Consider the following 14,386-nt stretch of genomic DNA (forward strand, 5'->3'; position numbering starts at 1 on the left):
GCACGCACCCCAACCCCAACAGAGAAACAAACTCGCCAGAAGCCCGTTTTCGATGAAAACGGGCCCTGAAAATCGAGAAGCATTCTCCCTGAAAACCTTGCCCCCGGTTGTTGACCCAGATCAAACGGGACCTATTTGCCCCCATCCTCCGCCCCTTCGTCAGCCCTTATTTCCTGGGGCTTACGGGGGCTTGGCTCGTCATCCATGAGGATGCGGTAGGCCGGCCCTTCCAGGTCATCAAATTGACCATTGCGCACCGACCACCAGAAAGTGACACCAATCCCGAATACCAGAACAATGGATAGGGGAATCAATAGGTACAGGCTTTCCATCAGCAACCATCCTTAAGTCGCACGCTGCAGGCGCAGCGAGTTAAGCACGACCAGCAGGGAACTGCCTGACATGCCGATCCCCGCCATCCAGGGGGTAATGAAACCCAGCATGGCCAGCGGCAGGGCGATGAAATTATAGGCAAAGGACCACAGCAGATTCTGGCGAATGATGCGCAAACCACGAGTTGAGAGCGCCACACCCCGCCGCAAATGGTCAAGATTTTCCGAGAGCAGGACAAAGTCTGCCTGGGCCCGCGCTAACTGGGCACCGCCGCCCATGGCGATGGATACCTGCGCCTGGGCTAGAACCGGTGCGTCATTGACACCATCCCCTACCATTGCCACCACAGCACCCTCGGCCTGAAGCTGGGAGACGTAATCATGCTTGCCCTGGGGAGAAACCCCACCCCGCACTTCATCCACCCCAAGCGCCTTACCAACACGCCCCGCTGCACTGGGAGCATCCCCGGAAAGCAAAATCACCCGCCGGCCAGAGGCTTTCAAGTCATCCACAAGGGCCCGCGCTTCCGGACGAATATCGTCACCCAGGGCAAAAAAGGCTGCCCAGCCAGCCGTACCACCCAAGGCGACAACCGTATCACCACGTGCCGCCAGGGTTGCCACAGCATCAGGGATCGCGCCTGCCACCAGCTCGGCAACGAAGTCAGGGCGGCCAATACGCCAGCGCTGCGAATTCACGACGGCCTCGATACCTTGCCCGGGAACATTATTGAGTTCGGCCGACAAGCCATCGCCCCCTCCTGGCCCGCCACCGTGTGCCCGCAGGGCCTTGCCAACGGGGTGTTCAGACATCGCCTCAAGCCCCTGGGCCAAAGATAATGCCTCCTCCGTCACCCAGCCATTCATAGGCAGTATCTCCAGGAGGCGCATGTGCCCGGTCGTTAGGGTTCCCGTCTTGTCAAAAACGAAATGTGTGGAGCGCGCCAGGGTTTCGATGCCGTGGCCGCGGGTCACCAACAAGCCTTCCCGAGCCAAGGCCCCGCTCGCCACCGTCAAGGCAATCGGCGTTGCCAGGGACAAGGCACACGGGCAAGTAACGACGAGTACGGAAACGGTAATCCACAACGCTTTGCTCGGATCCAGCTGCCACCACACCACGGCTACCAGCGCAGCCACCAGCAACAGGGCGGCGACGAAACGACTGGCAATCCGATCAGCCATCTCCACCACCCGGGGTTTTTCCATAGCAGCCCGTTCCATCAAGCGCACGATAGCCGACAGACGGGTCCCCTCCCCCACGCTCTCGACGCGGATCACCAGAGGGCTTTCCACATTCACAGAACCGCCTGTCACCAAGTCGCCCACGCCTTTGGCAACCGGCAGGCTCTCCCCGGTCAGCAAGGACTCATTCACCGAACTAACGCCCTCCAGCACCCGCCCATCGGAAGGAATAGCCGCACCAGCCCGCACCAGCACCACATCGCCAGGCGCCAGATCAGCAACTACCACCTGACTCAAACTACGGTCAGCCGGATAGGACAGTAGCTTCTCGGCAAAAGCGGGCAGCAGCTTGGCCAATGCCTCGGTCACACCAACCGCCTTCTGTCGAGCGCTCATTTCCAGGAGTCGTCCGCCAAGAAGGAAAAAGACGAACATGGTGACCGAATCGAAATACACCTCTCCCGCCGCCGTGAAAGTCGCCCACAGGCTAGCCAGAAAAGCCGCCCCAACGCCCAAGGCCACCGGCACATCCATGCCGACCCGGCGCAGTTTCAGGTCTCGCCAGGCATTGCGGAAAAAGGGGGCTGCAGAATAGAAAACTACCGGCAAGGTGAGGAACAGGCTGGCCCAGCGCATCAGGGATTCAATATCCGCCGTCATATCCCCTTCGGCCATATAGACAGGGATGGCGTACATCATGACCTGCATCATGCCGAAGCCGGCCACCCACACGCGCCAGAGCGCATCGCGGCGCTCTTTACGGGCCAGTTCCTCATTACGGGCAGGATCATAGGGATAGGCGCGATAGCCGATCGCCGCAATCGCTGCGAGGATGTCGGACAGCTGAATCCGACTCTCATCCCAACGCACCCGCGCTCGCCGGGTGGTGTAGTTGATATCTACCCCGGAAACCCCGGGCAGACGGGAGACGTGCTGTTCGTTCAGCCAGATGCAGGCTGCACAGGTCACGCCTTCGAGCATGAGGGAAGCCTCCCGCTCATGCTCGCCAAGGGCACGAACAAAGCTCTTTTGAAAGTCCACGTGATCAAAGAGCCGGAGATTATCCAGCACCTCAGGCAATGCCTCCCGGCGCGACTCCGGCAGAGCATCACGATTGCGGTAGTAGTCGGCCAGACCGTTATCGACAATGGCCTGAGCCACTGCCTGGCAACCGACACAACACATGGATTGGGACGATTCGGCGACACGGACCTGAAGATCCACATCATCGGGGACGGGCTGACCGCAGTGGTAACAGGGGCCTTGGCTCATGGCTTGGAAATAAGAAAGGCGAGGGCATCACCGCCCACGCCTCTGGGGAAGAAAAACGGTCCCCAGTATAAGTTATTTCGCCCCCATGGGAAGGCAGGCAGCCAAACACAGCCCCTCAGAACCATTTCCGGTCAGCCACAAGCATGCAGAGCGCTGCGCAAAAAATGAAAAAAGCCGCCCATGGCGGCTTTTCAACACAAACCCGTTTACTTGGTGCCGGAGATAGGAGTCGAACCTACGACCTTCGCATTACGAATCGGCGCGCGCGAGCTTTGCCATGATTTGAAATTAGATGGCCCAGGGGCGCTTACAATAAGGGAAATCCACGACTTAATGGCTCTACAGGGGCAAAGACGGCACGTCTGAACACAGCACTGTTTGGTGCAAAACTGTGTTCGTGCCGTGGCCCCGTAACTCGGAGCCAGCACATGAAGTCGAAGATAACCCAAGCCCTCGTCGAGAGGGCACCAGCCCCCGAGCGGGGCAAGTCCGTCCTCTACGCCGACAGCGAGATGCGCGGGTTCTACCTGATCGTCACGCCCACGAAGCGCAGCTTCTACGTCCAGTCCCTCGTCAACGGCAAGCAGGTCCGCACGAAGCTGGGCGACCACCCGGCGATGGACGCCAAGCAGGCGCGCGACGCCGCCCGCAAGACGCTGGTCGATATGCGCGGCGGGGCCAACCCGAACGAGGAGCGGCGCAAGGCCAGGGCGCGGGGCATCACACTGCGCGACGCGCTCGACCTGCACCTGGCGGCCAAGCCCCTGTCGCCGAGGACCAAGGAGGACTACCGCTACAACTGCGAGCAGTACCTCGCCGACTGGCTCGACAAGCCTCTGGCCGAGCTCGGCGCGGACCGCGCGGGCGTGCGCGAGCGCCACCGCAAGATCACCGAGAAGCACGGCGCGCCCTCGGCCGACAACGTGTTCCGCGTTCTGCGCGCCGTCTACAACCGCGGCCTGCGGGAGCACCCCGACCTGCCGTCGAACCCGACCACGAACGTGGACTACCACGGCCTGCGGCGGCGCAAGGTGGACGTCGAGGCCGAGCGCCTGCGGGCGTGGGGCAAGGCAGTGCTCGGACTCCACCCTGTGCGGCGCGACCTGCACCTGTTCATGATCCTGACGGGGATGCGGCGCACCTCGGCCTGCGAGGCGCGGGCGTCAGAGCTGGACCTAGGCGCGCGTCGCCTGCACGTACCCAAGCCCAAGGGTGGAGCAGCGCGAGCATTCGACCTGCCGCTGTCGGGGCCACTCGCCGACCTGCTCGGCCACCGCCTAGCCGAGAACCCGAAGCTCCACCGCAAGAGCCCGTGGCTGTTCCCCGCCGACTCGAAGTCAGGGCATGTCGCCGAGGTGGCGCAGCACGAGTTGGACGGCCTGACGGGGCACGCCCTGCGGCACACCTACGCCACGCTGGCATTGCAGGCGGGCGTCCCCATTGCCGAGCTGAAGTTCCTGCTGAACCACGCCGCGGGCAACGTGACGATGGGCTACCTGAACCCGACGCTGGACCACCTGCGCGGCTACCAGGAGAAGGCCAGCGCCTACGTGCTCGACGCCCTTGGCCTCGAATGGACTGAAGGACAGTGGCCGCCCCGCCTCGCAACCACGCCTGCGGACGCCGCGTCAATCAACGAATTGGTCCTAGCGTAGCGCGCACGCGCCGATGCAAACGTTGGTGGACGCGCACTTGATCGGCGCATGAAACTCCTCTCCAGCGCGCTACTTGAACGAGGCGCTCGCCGAGGTAGGCCACCTCGACCGAGCGTCTCACCAACCTACTTTTTGGAGAAATGAGCATGAACGCCATCAACACTATCGAAGCCATCCGTGAGCATCTGGTCCTGCTGGGTAAGGAGCTTGAATTCGCGTCGGGTATCCGCGCCTTGGCGGCAGAGAAGATCATGAACGAGCAGGGCATCACCGATCCCGACGATCTTTTCCAGGCGTGCGAGGAACTGGTCGGCTCTCCTGCCGTATTCGAGTCCTACGACGACCCGCTCAACGCCAAGCCCAGCGACTTGGTGCTGGGCCAGGGTTGCCCCTTCCCGTCTCTTGAGGCTTACGTCGCGCTGCGGACCCATTACGGGAACGATTGGCTCCTGGACGCTTTGACCGACTACGCAGGCGGTTTCGGCAGCGTGGCTCTGCGCAGCGACCCCGCACAGCAGGCCGAGGACTTGATCGGACGCGCACGGGACAATCTGCACGACGCCCTGCTGTTCAAGCTCGGTCAGGACTTCGGGAAATCCATCGAGCACCTGTCCAGCCGCTTCCAGTTTGCCTTGTCGCTTTTCAAGCGGCCGAGCGCTGCCTGATCCTCTATCGGGGCGCCGTCGCGCCCAAGGCGATGAAACGAAAGGGCCACCGTCGAGGTGGCCCTTTTTAATGACACGTCCGGGCAACGTTCAGCCCTCATCGGTGCGTGCGGGCTCGACCACGACCACGGTCGCCAGCCACTCGGCCGACTCCTCCTCGTTCATCTCGGCGGCGTGCACCTTCTGCCGGGGCGGGACCTCGATGCCCTTCTTGCGCATGTCGTGGGCGTACCACCTGACTGACTTGGCCGTGGCCTGCGCGCCCTCGATCTGCGCATTGACCATCTCGGCGATCAGCGCGTGGGGGTAGCCTGCCGGGTCCATCAGGAACTCGCGGGCGAGGCGGCCGATGCCCTTGCCGCTGGGCTTCTTCTCGGTTTCTGTCGGGGCCTCGGTCGTCTCGGCGGCCTCGGCCTGCGGCTGTGCGCGATGCTCGGTCACCTCGGGCTCGGTGCCTTGCCCGAACGACGCGAGGTCGATGCTTCCGGCTGCCGCGATCTGCTCGATCCGCGCGATCAGCTTGGCCTTGGTCGCGAAGGTCTTGGGTCCTGCCGGCACGCCGGCGATGGCGTTGTGCAGGGCCAGCAGGGACTTGGTGCTCATCTGTTGCAGTTCCATGGTGCTCTCCTATTTGGTTGGTCCGTAGGAGCATTAGGTCGCTTTCGTGGGGTTCCGGGAGCGGGGGCCCCCTCAAAAAGTTGCCCTCCGACTGTCGATCGGCGCGCGACGCCGCGCAACTGCATGAAAAAGAAGGGCCGTCCTTGTGGGACGACCCTCCGAAGCACGGCCGGGGCACCTCGGCCTCTGTTCCGACCCCGGCCGCAGGCACCAAACAATCAGTGGATGTGCGCGAGGGGCTGGCGCTCGGCCTGCGCCCAGGTCTCGCGGTCGAGGTAGGCATCCCACGCGCGGCTGTAGGGCATGCCCGCCAGTGCGGCGGCCTCGTCGAACTCGGGCGAGTACGGGGCCACGCCCACGCGGCGGGCCTGCTCGGCCAGGGCTTCGAGTAGGTCTGCGCCGCTGCGCAGGGCGCGGACCATGCCGCCGAGGGCGACGGCCACCGGGTGGCTGGCCTCGTAGGCGGGCTGCTTATTCATCGCCGCCCCCGATCAGGTCGCGGTCGATGCCGCGCTCCCGCATGGCGAGCTGCACGGTGTCGAGCGGGTTGGACTTGCCGGCGGTCCAGGTGCGGATGGCGACGAGAATCCCTTGAAGGCGCACGTCACCCAGCTTGATGTACTCCTGCACCTTGAGGAAGTCGTCCAGGCGCATGGCGTGGGCCAGCTCGGCGGGCCCGACCGGGCGGTCCTTGCTGGGCATGCGGTCGAGCAGGGAGAGAACGGCGGCGGCCAGCGGCACGTTCTGGGTGGCGACCGCGACCTGGGCCATGTGGCCGAGCTCGGCGGGGCCGGCGTAGGCGAGCTGGTTCAGGTACTCGGTGCGGCGGGTGTCGCCGAGGGCGGCGCGGCTCAGCACCTTGACGGGACTGTCGTAGAACGGGCGCTGGGCGATCAGGCGGGCGTGGGCGGGGCCAGCCTCCTTGAGCATCTTGTCGAGCTCGGCCTTGCTGTTGTCCTTGATCTGGCGGACGGCGGCCACGGTCTCGTTCTGCGCGAAGCGGGCGAGGTCGCCAGCCGAGACGCCGGGGGCACTCTTCCAGCGGCTGGCGATGTCCTTCTTGCGGGCTTCGACGTCCTTCTGCAGGCGGTCGATGACCTTGAGGACGCGGCCGTGCAGGCCGTCGAGGGAGGATGCGAGCTCGCCGATCTGGGCGGGCGTGAGGAGGGGTGCGTCTGCGAGGATGGTCATGGCTTCTGGCTCCTGTGAGGTTGGTCTCCTCCGGTCGCCTCCACGAGCGCATCCCCGAGCCTTCGGGGTGGTCACGCGCCAATGCGCGACCGGATGCTGTCAATGTGTCGTGCGGGCGGCCCGGAGCGAGCCAACGTTTGCCACGCCGTGTTCCAGTGTCGCTGCCGCCATCACAGCGGCTTGCGGATCAGGGGCTTGCGGTCGTCGGCGTCCCGACAACCAATCAGAGGTCCCCGTCGGGATCGGCGCCGATGGGCAGCCCGCCAAGGCCGCCGCAGGTGCAGCACAGGCGGACGCGGGCCACGTCCTCGGAGAAGTGCGGGCGGCCGCAGGCCATGCAGCGGAGCCAGCCGACGCGCCGCACCAGCCGGGGCGGGTCGAAGTTCGGGTCCATCACGGGAGCGCGTCGCGCGCCTCCGTCGTAGTTCCAGCGCTCGGGCTCGGCCAGCGGCCTGCCGACGGCGCAGTCCTCGGGCCGCCTGACCGGGCGCCTGCCGGGCGTCTCGCCCAGCCAGCGGTAGGTCGGGTAGTTGCGACTGTGCGCGCGGTGGCAGACTGTGTTGGGCGGGAGGCCCAGGGCGAGGTCGGCGGCGCGGGCGCTGGGGTATCGCACCCCATCCACCTCGACGCCGACCGCGTACCCGTTACCGCTCGCCACGGTTGATGCTTCCGTGGGCGCGCCTGTCCTCGTACTCCAGGCTCAGGCGCTCCCACTCGTCATGGTCCAGGCGCGGCACGGGGCCGAAGCAGGCCATCTCGCAGCGGTCGGCGAGGGCGTCACGCCCTCCCATTTCCTCGATGCCCTGCGGGGCGGTCCCCTGCCAGGCGTCCAGGCTGCGGTCGATCATCTCGGCGCGGGCCAGGGCCTCGGCCACGGTCAGCTTCTCACTCATCGTCGTCCTCCTCGCGGCGGTTGCTCTTGTACTTCGCCAGGAGCTCGGTCAGCGCCTTGCGCTCCTCGCTCGGCATCCTGAGCAGCGCGTCGGCGTCCAGGCCCGTGTCCTCGACCTTGACCTTGAGCCTGTCGGCCATCTGTTCGCCGTAGCGGAACTTGAGCAGCACCTCCAGCAGGCGGTCGCTGTGCTTGCGGACGGTTAGCGGGCGCTCCTCGCCTGTCTCCGGGTCGGCCACGGTCGCGACGCGGCCCTGGTGGATGACAGGCTCGTCGTACCCGAGGGCCGCGCGCCGGTACGCCTCGTCCAGGAGGGCATCGAGCGCGACCTCGACCGCCTTATCCCAGCGGCTGCGGAACTCGTGATCGTTGGCCTTGTGATAGAAGGCCGTATTGCGGCTGATGCCTGCCGCGGCGGCTGCCTGCTTCGGCGAGCAGGTGTCCTCCAGCACCTGGAAGAACACCTCCCGCCGCTCGGGCGTGAAGCTGTTGGGGATCATCGCCGGTCTCCGAAAAAATGGCTTACGGCGTGATCGTGTCGTGTCAGGCGTGCGCAGGACGCCATCGTTCCGCCTTGCGGATCAACCAGTTAGGAGGCATCGACCCGCGAATCAACGATCAGCGGGTCCGGTCGGCCTCCGTTCCACCTCGCGCGCGAGGGCCATAACGGCCAGGGTCGGGCGCTTTCGGCCACCGCTTCCCTCCTTGTTCGATCGTCGTTCTTGATAGTCACCGCGATTGTCACGGTCGTCGTCTATAGACTGACGACCGTCGTGACAATCAATCCAGCCAGTGACAATCGAGCTGACAATCGGGTGGCCGAACTTGTCCCAAGTCCTTGTTCTGCTTAGATTGTCGCCGTGACAATCGAACGCGACTATCGATGACAATCTGATTGTCACTGGGCGTGACAATCGAGCTCGATTCTCGGTGCCCCGTGACAATCGACTTGCCGCGCTCACCCCTCCGTCCTGACGTCGATTCCCAGCTTCGGGTTGCTAGCGTTCGCGGGCTCCTGCCACACGACTCCGCCGTCGCCCGAGGCCCTCGCGTTGTCCCGCCCCTTCGGGACCGCGTCCTCGATCCTGCGCCGCGCCGTCTTGTCCGACACGCCGTCCCGCTGGCAGAGAATCTCTGCCAGCTCCTTCAGCGCGACGCGTCCCCCGCGCTCTGCGGCGATCTGGCGTGCCAGCTCCAAGGTCAGGTCCGCCCTGCCGTCAAACTCCCCCGCCGCGTCGGCCATCACGGTCGCCCGCAGGACCAGGGATTCGGCCACCTTCTCCAGGTTGAAGCGCATCGGCACCTCGCGCTCGGCGTCCTTCTGCTTCTTGACCGCTGCGACCAGCGAGCGACCGTCGGTCGAGCGCTCCACCTCGATCGTGGTGTCCATCGCTCCGAGCAGGGCGGTGCTGCCGCGCATCCCCTTGCTCAGGTCCTTGCCCGAGTGGTGCACGACCACCACGGTCGCCCCCGTCTCATCCCTCAGCCGCTTCATGCTGGAGATGTAGCGCCCCATGTCCTTCGCCGAGTTCTCGTCGGCGCCTGCCGCCGTTTGGTTCAGGGTATCGATGATGACCAGCTTGAGCGGGCCGAGCGCCTCGACGACCTCCCGCACGAAGGCGCGCACGCCGCCGTCCTTCTCAGCCGCGAGGTTGAGCTCGTCCCTGTCCAGCCAGAACGAGAACTCCCGCCCCTGCGCCCGGTGCTCGACCTTCCAGGCGCGAACCCGCTTGCCCAGACCCGGCGCACCCTCGGCCGCGATGTAGAGAACCGCGCCCCGCTCGACGGTACGGCCGTGCCAGCTCATGCCGCCCGCGACGGCCATGGACATGTCCACCGCGAGGAACGACTTGCCCGACTCGGGGGCGCCGTAGATCGCCGCAAGACTACCCTCGGTGAGCACGCCGGGGATCAGCCACTTCGGCGGCGGAAGCGCCTCCAACTCGTCCATGGTGATGAACTTCCTGCGACGTTGCGGCTGGGCGGGCTCGGCGTCCTCCTCCCACACGTCGAAGTCGTCCTCGGGGTCCGAGGGCTCCACGTCGGCGCCCGCCTCGATCAGGTGCTTGCGCAAGGTGGCGATGGTGACTGCGTCGTCCCGGTCGGAGTGCAGGGAGTCCCAGCGGCGACCGACCAGCCACTCGTGGTCCGCGTATGCCGGGTCCGAGGTGCTCCAGTCGATGAACTCCTGGCGCCCTTCGCCGTCGGTCGCGTGGTGGCAGGCCATCATCAGCTCGCGCCACTTGTCGTGGTCCCGGAACTCGGTCGGGTCGAGGTGCTCCAGCGACCGCGCGAGCTGCTCGGGGCTTATCTCGCCCGCGTCCGATGCCGTGTTGCGCTCGGGGCGGCGCGCCATCTCCAGGAGTTTCGGCGGCAGGTCGGGCATCTCGGGCAGAGGCGGCGAGTCGGGCGCCCACTCGTAGCGCCCGCCCGTCGGGTGCACCGACCCGGCCGCGACGACCTGGCGGCCGAGCGACTTGAACTCCACGCCCTCGAAGCCCTCCACGCTGTCCAGCAGGACCGCGCCCTTGGGCTTGCGGAAGTAGTAGTGGTGGCCGGGCTGGTCCAGGTTGCCGGTGATGACGTGGGGAGCCGACGCGAGGTCGAGGCCGACGGCGGCCGCGAGCTCGGCCAGGCTGTCGTGGCCCTCGGGAAAGTTGCGCGGATCGACGTCCACCACGACCACGTCGGCGGGCAGGCGGACGCCCAGGTTGAGACCGCCGCGCTGGGCGCGCTCCAGGGTCTGCGCGTCGTCATACTCGCGGGCCTGCCAGCGACGGTCTGCGGGCACCTTGTCGCGCGCCCTCAGCGGGATCAGCTCCAGGCGGGCTTGGCGGTAGGCGCGTGCTGCCTCGAACGATGGCGTAAGACCAGCTTGGGCCGGGGCATGATTGCTCTCGTGAGCTTGTACATGCTCCATCTCCCTCCTGTAGGACTCCTTGCGCCCGCCTTGCCCGCGGGCGTTTTCTTTTGCGGACATGGTCAGCCCTCCGCTTTGGCGGTGCGGGCTGCGAGCATCGCCATGGCCGCGCGCTGGACGCCTTCGCCCATCGGCTGGCCCTTCGCGTATTCGCGCAGGTCGCCCAGGCGGTAGCGGATCAGCTTCGGCCCGACGCGGACGAACGCGGGGCCGCCGCCCTGGCAGCGATACCACGCGAGGGTGCCGTACTTGAGGCGCAGGAAGGCGGCAGCCTCTTGGGCGGTCAGCAGCGATTCGTCGGGGAGTGCGTGGAGCTCGGCCAGCTCTGCGGGGGTGAGTTTCTTCGGTTCGTATGCCATCTCAGCGGCTCCAGTTGGAGTTCCCCAAGCAGCGACCTGCTGCATGGGGACTGCCTGCTGTGCGTCGCAGAGATGGACCCGCGCGCTCCCCTCAGTCTGCGGGGGCGGGTCTCGGCTGTTTGGGCCGCCGAAGGCCGAGCGCCGACTGTTGGCGCCGACGAATCAAATAATGCCCGAGATAGTCGCTCGTCGATACCAACACTTTGCCCATCGCCCCGGTGAGTCCAGGACGCCGATTCGGCTCGGCGTAGCTCAGCGCCTAGACCGAGGCATCCGGACGCGACACGGGCCGCCTGTTGAGACCGTGCAGCCGAACTCATCGAGCGAGAATGCCTTGAAATACGGATAATGTCCCCCACATATGCCGAATTAATCATCCATCGCAGGGAGATAGGGGAATGGGACTTCCGAGAACCTTTGTAGGCTTCAGCAGCACCGACATTCACTACTACCGCTTGATGCTCGCTTGGAAAGAAAACGAGCACATCGATTTCAACTTCGCCAATTGCCAGCTTGGGCAAGAAATCAACTCTGAGGACGAGGCGTACATCAAACGCAAGTGTCGCGAGCGCATCGACATGGCCGGCACGTTTGCAGTCCTCATCGGTCAAGACACTCGCAGCAAGCACAAGTACGTACGCTGGGAGATGGAGGTGGCTCGGGAAAAGGGCTGCCGGATCATCGGAATCAATCTCGACGGCTCGCGTCAGATGGTCGATGCTACGTGCCCGCCCATCATCAAGGACATCGGCGCCATCTTCGTTCCGTTCTCTCCGAAAATCGTTGCGCATGCTCTCGCGAACTGGAAGATGGAAGCGAAGGGCAACTGGCACTATAAGGACGAGGTTTACCAGCGGCTTGGATACAAGTGACGGGGTCAGGCTGCATGCAGGAGCAAGACTTCCCCGCACTCTATCGATCTGCCGATGACCTGTCCCTGAAGTCACAGCAGCACTTCTTTCGAGCGTTGCGCGTCCATCTCGTGATGCTGGTTGTTGCTGCGATCCTGTCGATCGTCAGCATTCCCCATTGGTCGGTCGCAGCAGCCCAACTTCTCGCCCTGCTGGGTGCGTTGGGCTGCTCGATATACCTGTTTGCCATGCGCCCTGACCGATTCTGGTACGCAGGCAGGGCCGTGGCCGAATCGATCAAGACCATCACCTGGCGCTACGTCTGCCGAGCAGAGCCGTTCCAAGGGGATGATACGAGCGCCCGCAACGACTTTCGTCAGACGCTCAAGCAGATCGTCGAGCAGAACCGTGAGGTGTGCCAGTCGCTGACTGAACACCTCGATGGCCAGCAGTTCACGCCGGTGATGGAGCAGATGCGCGCCCGCACGCTGGAAGAGCGCAAAGCAACCTACGCGGACTGCCGAATCAAAGACCAGCTCACTTGGTATGCGAAGAAGGCCGCGTTCAATCGACGGATGTCGCGGCACTTCTTCTGGGCGCTGATCGGTGTGAACACTATCGCAGTAGTCTGCGCGGTGCTGCGCATGGTCTACGTGGACCAGCCCTTTTGGCCCACGGACGTGTTCGTTGCGATGGCGGCCAGTGTCTTGAGCTGGATGCAGGCCAAGAGGTTCTCGGAGTTGGCCGCCTCTTATGCGCTTGCCTCCCACGAGATTGGCCTCATCAAGGAGCAATCCCTGCTCCCTGATACCCCCGAGAAGTTCTCGCTGTTTGTGGGTGACGCTGAGAATGCCTTCTCTCGTGAGCACACGCAGTGGGTAGCTAGAAAGGACGTTTAAGCCCGTGGAGGCGTGCTACAGGCATGCCCCAGCCCATGCGTCGGCAACGTTGTCTCGTCCCTCGATGATGGCACTCTTGCCATTTGACACGAAGCGCTTGAAGCCTGTGTACCCACCGAGGCTGTTCTTGGAGTTGACCCGGCCGCAGGCGACCACCTGGAATTCCTCGGTGTAGTTCGCGTAGACATCCTTGAACTGCGCCGAATCCGGATCTTTTAGCGAGGCCCTCACTGCCCGCTGGGCAGCCACGATCGTTTCTGCTCCGAACCACTTTTCCTGCTGGGCCTTCTTCTCTGCGGCGGAGAGGGGGCTCTCGGGTGGCGGTGGTGCTTTCGCTGCCTGCGCCGATGGCGCTGCCGCTGAGGTGGGTTCAGATTGTGGAACCATCTTCGACCCGACCCAGGCCAGAACTACCACCGCCAGTAAAAGAATCGCTGTTCGCTTCATGCATCCTCCTATCAATAAATAGTCGATTTTGGACTAATCCAACACGGACTTTAGCGTGCACTGATCTTCGAGTCACTGCACGATGTCCCAATCGACCCACAACACCGACTATCAGCTCTTGCTGTCCGTCCTCAAGGCGGCCCGTAAGCGCGTGGGCGTGTCGCAGGTCGAATTGGCCGAGCGCCTTGAAAACACCCAGACCTTCGTGTCCAAGTGCGAGCGTGGTGAACGTCGGATCGACGCCGTGGAGTTGGTGGAATTCGCCGAAGCGCTTGGTGTCCCGCCGCTGGAACTTTTTGGCGAATATCTGGAGAAGCGGGACCGAGGACTGTTCCCGAGGGACAAGAAGACGAGAAATCGCCGCTGACGCGAGACCTTCTCAGACGCCGCCGTGGCCGATGCGCTCCCAAGCCTCGCGGAACGGGTCCTGCTCGTAGTCGGTCGGTTGCAGCCAGAAGGACACCCGGCCGTCCTTCTCGCCCCGGTGGGCGCGCTCGCGCACCTCGGACGGCAGAAGGATGAAAGCGGATGGTGTGGGCGTGGCGACCTTGTTCACGATGACCCAGAAGTCGCCCATGATTTTGTCGAGGCTCGTGCCGAGCGGAACGGGGTTGCGCTTGCTCAGCGCCTTGACCTGGACGCCGACGAAGCGGGAGGCGTCGCGGCTATAGGCGATGATGTCGACGCCGCGGGCGTTGCGCGCGGTCGGCATGACATTCCACCCGAGCAGGGACAGGCGGTAGCAGCAGTAGTACAGCCCCACGTTGCCCGTGAGCTGCGGGTCTAGAGTCGCGCTACCGTTCCCGTTGTCTGCCATCGCTGCCGAGCCTCCATAGCAAAAAGGGCAGCTCGCGTGAGCTGCCCTTCCTACTTCAAGTGGTGCCGGCAAGAGGAGTCGAACCCCCGACCTTCGCATTACGAATGCGCTGCTCTACCAACTGAGCTATGCCGGCAAAAACCGAAACTTGTTCAAACCGTGTTCGTTCGTCACTGCGGCNNNNTACGCCGCTGGCACTCCCGAAGCCTTGTATTGCTTGCCTTGTAGTCCAGACTGTCTAGAGCAACGCTCCGATTACGAATGCGCTGCTCTACCAACTGAGCTA

At 64.4% G+C, this 14,386-nt stretch carries 17 protein-coding genes and 1 tRNA gene; 5 read left to right on the forward strand and 13 right to left on the reverse strand.

Annotation, left to right across the window (positions count from 1 at the left end):
- Window positions 1-131: 131 nt before the first annotated feature.
- Window positions 132-332: a cbb3-type cytochrome oxidase assembly protein CcoS gene (gene ccoS / locus AZSI13_RS01360; protein ID WP_109039386.1), complete on the reverse strand. Its 201-nt coding sequence runs from the start codon at window positions 330-332 to the stop codon at window positions 132-134.
- 12 nt (window positions 333-344) lie between these two features.
- The gene (locus tag AZSI13_RS01365; protein WP_109039387.1) at window positions 345-2,786 is read right to left on the reverse strand and encodes a heavy metal translocating P-type ATPase; all 2,442 of its coding nucleotides are present in this window, start codon (window positions 2,784-2,786) and stop codon (window positions 345-347) included.
- Window positions 2,787-3,214: 428 nt separating this feature from the next.
- Here AZSI13_RS01365 and AZSI13_RS01370 point away from each other — a divergent pair, with 428 nt between their 5' ends.
- Together AZSI13_RS01370 and AZSI13_RS01375 are read left to right on the forward strand one after the other, a co-directional pair.
- Entirely contained in the window at window positions 3,215-4,441 is a 1,227-nt protein-coding gene (locus tag AZSI13_RS01370) for an integrase family protein (RefSeq protein WP_109039388.1), read from the forward strand.
- A 146-nt stretch (window positions 4,442-4,587) separates the two neighbouring features.
- A complete protein-coding gene (locus AZSI13_RS01375) occupies window positions 4,588-5,106 on the forward strand; it encodes a hypothetical protein (protein WP_133247241.1) in 519 nt (172 codons plus the stop codon).
- A gap of 90 nt (window positions 5,107-5,196) precedes the next feature.
- Here AZSI13_RS01375 and AZSI13_RS01380 read toward each other — a convergent pair whose 3' ends face one another.
- The 8 genes from AZSI13_RS01380 to AZSI13_RS01415 all read right to left on the reverse strand — a co-directional run bounded on the left by AZSI13_RS01380 (window position 5,197) and on the right by AZSI13_RS01415 (window position 11,086).
- A complete protein-coding gene (locus AZSI13_RS01380; protein WP_109039390.1) occupies window positions 5,197-5,724 on the reverse strand; it encodes a hypothetical protein in 528 nt (175 codons plus the stop codon).
- Window positions 5,725-5,942: 218 nt separating this feature from the next.
- Window positions 5,943-6,203 (reverse strand): hypothetical protein, encoded by a 261-nt coding sequence (locus tag AZSI13_RS01385; RefSeq protein ID WP_109039391.1) that lies wholly within the window; start codon window positions 6,201-6,203, stop codon window positions 5,943-5,945.
- Entirely contained in the window at window positions 6,196-6,915 is a 720-nt protein-coding gene (locus tag AZSI13_RS01390) for a hypothetical protein (RefSeq protein WP_109039392.1), read from the reverse strand. The genes AZSI13_RS01385 and AZSI13_RS01390 overlap by 8 nt, the downstream gene beginning before the upstream one ends.
- Window positions 6,916-7,138: 223 nt before the next feature.
- On the reverse strand, window positions 7,139-7,573 hold the full coding sequence (locus tag AZSI13_RS01395) for a hypothetical protein (protein ID WP_109039393.1): 435 nt from the start codon (window positions 7,571-7,573) through the stop codon (window positions 7,139-7,141).
- Complete coding sequence (locus AZSI13_RS01400) at window positions 7,560-7,808, reverse strand: hypothetical protein (protein WP_109039394.1); 249 nt, start codon at window positions 7,806-7,808, stop codon at window positions 7,560-7,562. Before AZSI13_RS01400 ends, AZSI13_RS01395 begins: the two co-directional genes overlap by 14 nt.
- Window positions 7,801-8,307 carry a hypothetical protein gene (locus AZSI13_RS01405; RefSeq protein ID WP_109039395.1) on the reverse strand — a complete coding sequence of 169 codons (507 nt, stop codon included), beginning with the start codon at window positions 8,305-8,307 and terminating at the stop codon, window positions 7,801-7,803. The genes AZSI13_RS01400 and AZSI13_RS01405 overlap by 8 nt, the downstream gene beginning before the upstream one ends.
- A gap of 458 nt (window positions 8,308-8,765) precedes the next feature.
- On the reverse strand, window positions 8,766-10,787 hold the full coding sequence (locus AZSI13_RS01410) for an AAA family ATPase (RefSeq protein WP_201262273.1): 2,022 nt from the start codon (window positions 10,785-10,787) through the stop codon (window positions 8,766-8,768).
- A 2-nt stretch (window positions 10,788-10,789) separates the two neighbouring features.
- On the reverse strand, window positions 10,790-11,086 hold the full coding sequence (locus AZSI13_RS01415) for an AlpA family transcriptional regulator (RefSeq protein WP_109039396.1): 297 nt from the start codon (window positions 11,084-11,086) through the stop codon (window positions 10,790-10,792).
- A gap of 398 nt (window positions 11,087-11,484) precedes the next feature.
- On the opposite strand from AZSI13_RS01415, the gene AZSI13_RS01420 reads away from it, so the two are divergent.
- Both AZSI13_RS01420 and AZSI13_RS01425 read left to right on the forward strand, forming a co-directional pair.
- Window positions 11,485-11,958, forward strand: a complete 474-nt coding sequence (locus AZSI13_RS01420) for a TIR domain-containing protein (RefSeq protein ID WP_109039397.1) — start codon at window positions 11,485-11,487, stop codon at window positions 11,956-11,958.
- 14 nt (window positions 11,959-11,972) lie between these two features.
- Window positions 11,973-12,836 (forward strand): DUF4231 domain-containing protein, encoded by an 864-nt coding sequence (locus AZSI13_RS01425; protein ID WP_109039398.1) that lies wholly within the window; start codon window positions 11,973-11,975, stop codon window positions 12,834-12,836.
- Window positions 12,837-12,851: 15 nt separating this feature from the next.
- On the opposite strand, the gene AZSI13_RS01430 is transcribed toward AZSI13_RS01425, so the two are convergent.
- On the reverse strand, window positions 12,852-13,283 hold the full coding sequence (locus AZSI13_RS01430; protein ID WP_109039399.1) for a hypothetical protein: 432 nt from the start codon (window positions 13,281-13,283) through the stop codon (window positions 12,852-12,854).
- An 82-nt stretch (window positions 13,284-13,365) separates the two neighbouring features.
- Here AZSI13_RS01430 and AZSI13_RS01435 point away from each other — a divergent pair, with 82 nt between their 5' ends.
- Window positions 13,366-13,650, forward strand: coding sequence for a helix-turn-helix domain-containing protein (locus tag AZSI13_RS01435; protein ID WP_109039400.1), 285 nt, complete (start codon window positions 13,366-13,368; stop codon window positions 13,648-13,650).
- Window positions 13,651-13,662: 12 nt separating this feature from the next.
- Here the strand turns inward: AZSI13_RS01435 and AZSI13_RS01440 are convergent, their stop codons facing one another.
- Both AZSI13_RS01440 and AZSI13_RS01445 read right to left on the reverse strand, forming a co-directional pair.
- Complete coding sequence (locus AZSI13_RS01440; RefSeq protein WP_109039401.1) at window positions 13,663-14,100, reverse strand: hypothetical protein; 438 nt, start codon at window positions 14,098-14,100, stop codon at window positions 13,663-13,665.
- A 60-nt stretch (window positions 14,101-14,160) separates the two neighbouring features.
- A tRNA-Thr gene (locus AZSI13_RS01445) sits at window positions 14,161-14,236 on the reverse strand.
- Window positions 14,237-14,386: the final 150 nt, after the last annotated feature.

Source organism: Azospira sp. I13 (assembly GCF_003112695.1).
Lineage (GTDB): Bacteria > Pseudomonadota > Gammaproteobacteria > Burkholderiales > Rhodocyclaceae > Azospira.

Bases quoted from the DNA above. Each gene is read 5' to 3' on its own strand.
- AZSI13_RS01410 (WP_201262273.1), bottom strand. From the start codon at position 10,787: ATGTCCGCAAAAGAAAACGCCCGCGGGCAAGGCGGGCGCAAGGAGTCC.
- ccoS (WP_109039386.1), bottom strand. From the start codon at position 332: ATGGAAAGCCTGTACCTATTGATTCCCCTATCCATTGTTCTGGTATTC.
- AZSI13_RS01375 (WP_133247241.1), top strand. From the start codon at position 4,588: ATGAACGCCATCAACACTATCGAAGCCATCCGTGAGCATCTGGTCCTG.
- AZSI13_RS01435 (WP_109039400.1), top strand. From the start codon at position 13,366: ATGTCCCAATCGACCCACAACACCGACTATCAGCTCTTGCTGTCCGTC.
- AZSI13_RS01420 (WP_109039397.1), top strand. From the start codon at position 11,485: ATGGGACTTCCGAGAACCTTTGTAGGCTTCAGCAGCACCGACATTCAC.
- AZSI13_RS01440 (WP_109039401.1), bottom strand. From the start codon at position 14,100: ATGGCAGACAACGGGAACGGTAGCGCGACTCTAGACCCGCAGCTCACG.
- AZSI13_RS01385 (WP_109039391.1), bottom strand. From the start codon at position 6,203: ATGAATAAGCAGCCCGCCTACGAGGCCAGCCACCCGGTGGCCGTCGCC.
- AZSI13_RS01370 (WP_109039388.1), top strand. From the start codon at position 3,215: ATGAAGTCGAAGATAACCCAAGCCCTCGTCGAGAGGGCACCAGCCCCC.
- AZSI13_RS01390 (WP_109039392.1), bottom strand. From the start codon at position 6,915: ATGACCATCCTCGCAGACGCACCCCTCCTCACGCCCGCCCAGATCGGC.
- AZSI13_RS01430 (WP_109039399.1), bottom strand. From the start codon at position 13,283: ATGAAGCGAACAGCGATTCTTTTACTGGCGGTGGTAGTTCTGGCCTGG.
- AZSI13_RS01405 (WP_109039395.1), bottom strand. From the start codon at position 8,307: ATGATCCCCAACAGCTTCACGCCCGAGCGGCGGGAGGTGTTCTTCCAG.
- AZSI13_RS01415 (WP_109039396.1), bottom strand. From the start codon at position 11,086: ATGGCATACGAACCGAAGAAACTCACCCCCGCAGAGCTGGCCGAGCTC.
- AZSI13_RS01400 (WP_109039394.1), bottom strand. From the start codon at position 7,808: ATGAGTGAGAAGCTGACCGTGGCCGAGGCCCTGGCCCGCGCCGAGATG.
- AZSI13_RS01380 (WP_109039390.1), bottom strand. From the start codon at position 5,724: ATGGAACTGCAACAGATGAGCACCAAGTCCCTGCTGGCCCTGCACAAC.
- AZSI13_RS01365 (WP_109039387.1), bottom strand. From the start codon at position 2,786: ATGAGCCAAGGCCCCTGTTACCACTGCGGTCAGCCCGTCCCCGATGAT.
- AZSI13_RS01425 (WP_109039398.1), top strand. From the start codon at position 11,973: ATGCAGGAGCAAGACTTCCCCGCACTCTATCGATCTGCCGATGACCTG.